Raw genomic sequence first — 5,545 nt, 5'->3', positions numbered from 1 at the left:
TCAAAACTTTTTAAAAATAAAAGTTGCGAAAGTGAAAAAGATTTGTATCTTTGCAGTCCCAATATGGGAGCGCAGGAGTAGATGGATTGAGGGTTTAGAGAAGGGGTTAAGGTTACAAAATAAACTTTAAATTTTCTTCAAAAAACATTTGGTCAATTAGAAATAAAGTTTTACTTTTGCACTCGCAAATATGAAGCGCCACTGACAGAGAAGAGTGCTTCATTACAAAGCGAAAGATATAAAGATCATTGACATACAATATAACAACCAAGTAAGGAAAAACTAAAGCGTCACAACTTTGAGTGAGTCAGACAAACATACAATGGAGAGTTTGATCCTGGCTCAGGATGAACGCTAGCGGGAGGCCTAACACATGCAAGCCGAGCGGTAGAGATTCTTCGGAATCTTGAGAGCGGCGTACGGGTGCGGAACACGTGTGCAACCTGCCTTTATCAGGGAGATAGCCTTTCGAAAGGAAGATTAATACCCCATAATATATTAAGTGGCATCACTTGATATTGAAAACTACGGTGGATAGAGATGGGCACGCGCAAGATTAGATAGTTGGTAGGGTAACGGCCTACCAAGTCTACGATCTTTAGGGGGCCTGAGAGGGTGATCCCCCACACTGGTACTGAGACACGGACCAGACTCCTACGGGAGGCAGCAGTGAGGAATATTGGACAATGGGTGCAAGCCTGATCCAGCCATCCCGCGTGAAGGACGACGGCCCTATGGGTTGTAAACTTCTTTTGTATAGGGATAAACCTAGATACGTGTATCTAGCTGAAGGTACTATACGAATAAGCACCGGCTAACTCCGTGCCAGCAGCCGCGGTAATACGGAGGGTGCAAGCGTTATCCGGATTTATTGGGTTTAAAGGGTCCGTAGGCGGATCTGTAAGTCAGTGGTGAAATCTCACAGCTTAACTGTGAAACTGCCATTGATACTGCAGGTCTTGAGTGTTGTTGAAGTAGCTGGAATAAGTAGTGTAGCGGTGAAATGCATAGATATTACTTAGAACACCAATTGCGAAGGCAGGTTACTAAGCAACAACTGACGCTGATGGACGAAAGCGTGGGGAGCGAACAGGATTAGATACCCTGGTAGTCCACGCCGTAAACGATGCTAACTCGTTTTTGGATTTTCGGATTCAGAGACTAAGCGAAAGTGATAAGTTAGCCACCTGGGGAGTACGTTCGCAAGAATGAAACTCAAAGGAATTGACGGGGGCCCGCACAAGCGGTGGATTATGTGGTTTAATTCGATGATACGCGAGGAACCTTACCAAGGCTTAAATGGGAAATGACAGGTTTAGAAATAGACTTTTCTTCGGACATTTTTCAAGGTGCTGCATGGTTGTCGTCAGCTCGTGCCGTGAGGTGTTAGGTTAAGTCCTGCAACGAGCGCAACCCCTGTCACTAGTTGCCATCATTAAGTTGGGGACTCTAGTGAGACTGCCTACGCAAGTAGAGAGGAAGGTGGGGATGACGTCAAATCATCACGGCCCTTACGCCTTGGGCCACACACGTAATACAATGGCCAGTACAGAGGGCAGCTACACAGCGATGTGATGCAAATCTCGAAAGCTGGTCTCAGTTCGGATTGGAGTCTGCAACTCGACTCTATGAAGCTGGAATCGCTAGTAATCGCGCATCAGCCATGGCGCGGTGAATACGTTCCCGGGCCTTGTACACACCGCCCGTCAAGCCATGGAAGTCTGGGGTACCTGAAGTCGGTGACCGTAACAGGAGCTGCCTAGGGTAAAACAGGTAACTAGGGCTAAGTCGTAACAAGGTAGCCGTACCGGAAGGTGCGGCTGGAACATCTCATTTTAGAGCGTCTTAAAGACGATAAACAAAATAAAGGTACTTCAATGTACCATGTACTTACTTAAAGAGAAGCTTTAGTTTTTTATTTGGTTGCTATATATATATAAAAATACAAAACCCACTAGAAATTAGTAAAAAGGGATTGAGACGAGAGGCAAGATAGAAGAAGAAGATCAGTCTGATATCTAATATCTGAAGTCTGTTAGTCTAACAGACAGTCTCGTAGCTCAGCTGGTTAGAGCGCTACACTGATAATGTAGAGGTCGGCAGTTCGAGCCTGCCCGAGACTACTAATTAAAGCGGATAGCAAATAGCGACTGGCTATTGGCGAAAAGCCAACAGCAAGAAGCCATAAGCTAGCAGCAACTAGAGGGGGAATTAGCTCAGCTGGCTAGAGCGCCTGCCTTGCACGCAGGAGGTCAAGGGTTCGACTCCCTTATTCTCCACAGTTTTGGAAGACTGATTTAAAAGTTACGAATGGAGCCAAAAACAACATTTGTTCATCAGTTTGAAAAGAAGACATTAAGATCATTGACATTAACGGTAAAGACATCACAAAGAGATAACCGAGCACTTTCGAGTGCCGAGTTTATAAAAATATCGATAAATTAAATTTTATCAAAAAATACTGAACTAATTAATAATTAGGAAAGAAATCGTTAAGGGCGTATGGCGGATGCCTAGGCTTTCAGAGGCGAAGAAGGACGTGGTAAGCTGCGAAAAGCTGCGGGGATCGGCACACACGAATTGATCCGCAGATGTCCGAATGGGGCAACCCGGCTGGTTGAAGACCAGTCACCTAGTAATAGGAGCAAACCCGGAGAACTGAAACATCTAAGTACCCGGAGGAAAAGAAATCGAAGAGATTCCGTAAGTAGTGGCGAGCGAAAGCGGATTAGCCCAAAAGCTGATATATGTTTAATAGAATGTTCTGGAAAGAACAGCCGTAGAGGGTGATAGCCCCGTAAATGAAAGGCATATTTGAGTGATAAATGAGTAGGGCGGGACACGTGAAATCCTGTCTGAATATGGGGGGACCATCCTCCAAGGCTAAATACTCCTGAAAGACCGATAGTGAACAAGTACTGTGAAGGAAAGGTGAAAAGCACTTCGAATAGAAGGGTGAAATAGAACCTGAAACCGTACGCCTACAAGCGGTCGGAGCACCAATCTGGTGTGACGGCGTGCCTTTTGCATAATGAGCCTACGAGTTAATTTTACTAGCGAGGTTAAGGTATTAAGTACCGGAGCCGGAGCGAAAGCGAGTCTGAATAGGGCGGTTAGTTAGTAGGATTAGACGCGAAACCTTGTGATCTACCCATGGGCAGGTTGAAGCTCTGGTAACACAGAGTGGAGGACCGAACCGGTTGACGTTGAAAAGTCTTCGGATGACCTGTGGGTAGGGGTGAAAGGCCAATCAAACTGGGAGATAGCTCGTACTCTCCGAAATGCATTTAGGTGCAGCGTCGTATATAAGTTTATTAGAGGTAGAGCTACTGATTGGATGCGGGGGTTTCATCGCCTACCAATTCCTGACAAACTCCGAATGCTAATAAATGTTCTACGGCAGTGAGGGCATGGGTGCTAAGGTCCATGTCCGAGAGGGAAAGAACCCAGACCAACAGCTAAGGTCCCAAAATATATGTTAAGTTGAAACAACGCGGTTGGACTGCATTGACAGCTAGGATGTTGGCTTGGAAGCAGCCATTCATTTAAAGAGTGCGTAACAGCTCACTAGTCGAGCGGTCCGGCATGGATAATAATCGGGCATAAACATATTACCGAAGCTATGGATTTATACCTTTAGGGTATATCTGGTAGGAGAGCATTCTATTTGCGCCGAAGCAGTATCGTGAGGTATTGTGGAGCGGATAGAAAAGAAAATGTAGGCATAAGTAACGATAAAGCGGGCGAGAAACCCGCTCACCGAAAGACCAAGGCTTCCTCAGCCATGCTAATCAGCTGAGGGTTAGTCGGGACCTAACGCGAACCCGAAAGGGGTAGTGGATGGACAATGGGTTAATATTCCCATACTTGCTCACACTAAAAAGGGGACGGAGTGCCGTACTTACTGGAGACTGACGGAATAGTCAAGGCCTAGCCTTCGGGCGAAGCTGCTGTAGGGAAAGTGCTTCCAAGAAAAGCCGAAGTGAAGCAACCCGTACCAAAACCGACACAGGTGGTCGAGGAGAGAATCCTAAGGTGCTAGAGTGAATCATGGTTAAGGAACTAGGCAAAATAGTCTCGTAACTTCGGGAGAAGAGACGCCATCAGCAATGGTGGCCGCAGTAAAGAGGCCCAGGCGACTGTTTATCAAAAACACAGGACTCTGCAAAATCGAAAGATGCAGTATAGGGTCTGACACCTGCCCGGTGCTGGAAGGTTAAGGAAGGTGCTTAGGGTTAAACCGAAGGCATTAACTGAAGCCCCAGTAAACGGCGGCCGTAACTATAACGGTCCTAAGGTAGCGAAATTCCTTGTCGGGTAAGTTCCGACCTGCACGAATGGTGTAACGATCTGGGCACTGTCTCAACCATGAGCTCTGTGAAATTGTAGTCTCGGTGAAGATGCCGAGTACCCGCAATGGGACGAAAAGACCCTGTGAACCTTTACTATAACTTCGTATTGACTTTGAGTAAGTAATGTGTAGGATAGGTGGGAGGCTTTGAAGCAGGCACGCTAGTGTTTGTGGAGCCAACGTTGAAATACCACCCTTTACTTACTTGGAGCCTAACTTCTGAATAGAAGGACATTGCGTGGTGGGTAGTTTGACTGGGGTGGTCGCCTCCAAAAGAGTAACGGAGGCTTTCAAAGGTACCCTCAGCACGCTTGGTAACCGTGCGTAGAGTGTAATGGCATAAGGGTGCTTGACTGTGAGACCAACAAGTCGATCAGGTGCGAAAGCAGGACATAGTGATCCGGTGGTTCCGTATGGAAGGGCCATCGCTCATAGGATAAAAGGTACTCCGGGGATAACAGGCTAGTCTCCCCCAAGAGCTCACATCGACGGGGAGGTTCGGCACCTCGATGTCGGCTCGTCACATCCTGGGGCTGGAGAAGGTCCCAAGGGTTGGGCTGTTCGCCCATTAAAGTGGCACGCGAGCTGGGTTCAGAACGTCGTGAGACAGTTCGGTCTCTATCTATTGCGGGCGTTAGATGTTTGAGAGGGCTTGATTCTAGTACGAGAGGACCGAATTGAACAAACCTCTGGTGTATCAGTTGTTCCGCCAGGAGCACCGCTGAGTAGCTACGTTTGGAAGAGATAAGCACTGAAGGCATATAAGTGCGAAACTCGCCTCAAGATGAGACATCTTTTAAGGGTCGTTGGAGATGACGACGTTGATAGGCTACAGGTGTAAAGACAGTAATGTCATAGCCGAGTAGTACTAATTACCCGTAGATTTATAGCCTAATATGGCGCACGAAAGTGCAGCAAGGTTAGCTCTTTGTGAAAGTTTTTATCGAATTAAAACTTGTATAATGTAGGCTGTATAAAGTATAATGTAAATACATTGTACCTGATACACGTGACATTTTACAATATATACCTTATTTAGGGTGGTTTTAGCGGTGGGGCTCACCTGTTCCCATTCCGAACACAGAAGTTAAGCCCACCAGCGCCGATGGTACTGCTAACGCGGGAGAGTAGGCCGCCGCCAGTTTTTATTTTATTTTTAAAAAATCCTTTATCGCAAGATAGAGGATTTTTTTT

At 46.5% G+C, this 5,545-nt stretch carries 2 tRNA genes and 3 rRNA genes; all 5 read left to right on the top strand.

Annotated elements, in window-relative coordinates:
* Window positions 1-319: 319 nt before the first annotated feature.
* Window positions 320-1,836: ribosomal RNA gene (locus DRF57_RS23235) — 16S ribosomal RNA — on the top strand.
* Between the two features lie 213 nt (window positions 1,837-2,049).
* A tRNA-Ile gene (locus tag DRF57_RS23230) sits at window positions 2,050-2,123 on the top strand.
* 82 nt (window positions 2,124-2,205) lie between these two features.
* Window positions 2,206-2,279: transfer RNA gene (locus tag DRF57_RS23225), tRNA-Ala, on the top strand.
* 203 nt (window positions 2,280-2,482) lie between these two features.
* Window positions 2,483-5,243: ribosomal RNA gene (locus tag DRF57_RS23220) — 23S ribosomal RNA — on the top strand.
* 144 nt (window positions 5,244-5,387) lie between these two features.
* Window positions 5,388-5,495: ribosomal RNA gene (gene rrf, locus DRF57_RS23215) — 5S ribosomal RNA — on the top strand.
* Together the 16S, 23S and 5S rRNA genes with 2 tRNA genes alongside form the textbook arrangement of a ribosomal RNA operon.
* Window positions 5,496-5,545: the final 50 nt, after the last annotated feature.

The organism is Chryseobacterium rhizosphaerae (assembly GCF_003385455.1).
In the GTDB taxonomy this organism is placed as follows: domain Bacteria; phylum Bacteroidota; class Bacteroidia; order Flavobacteriales; family Weeksellaceae; genus Chryseobacterium; species Chryseobacterium rhizosphaerae.
Note: the sequence above shows the minus strand (reverse complement) of the source record. Positions and strands in the feature narration are given on the sequence as shown.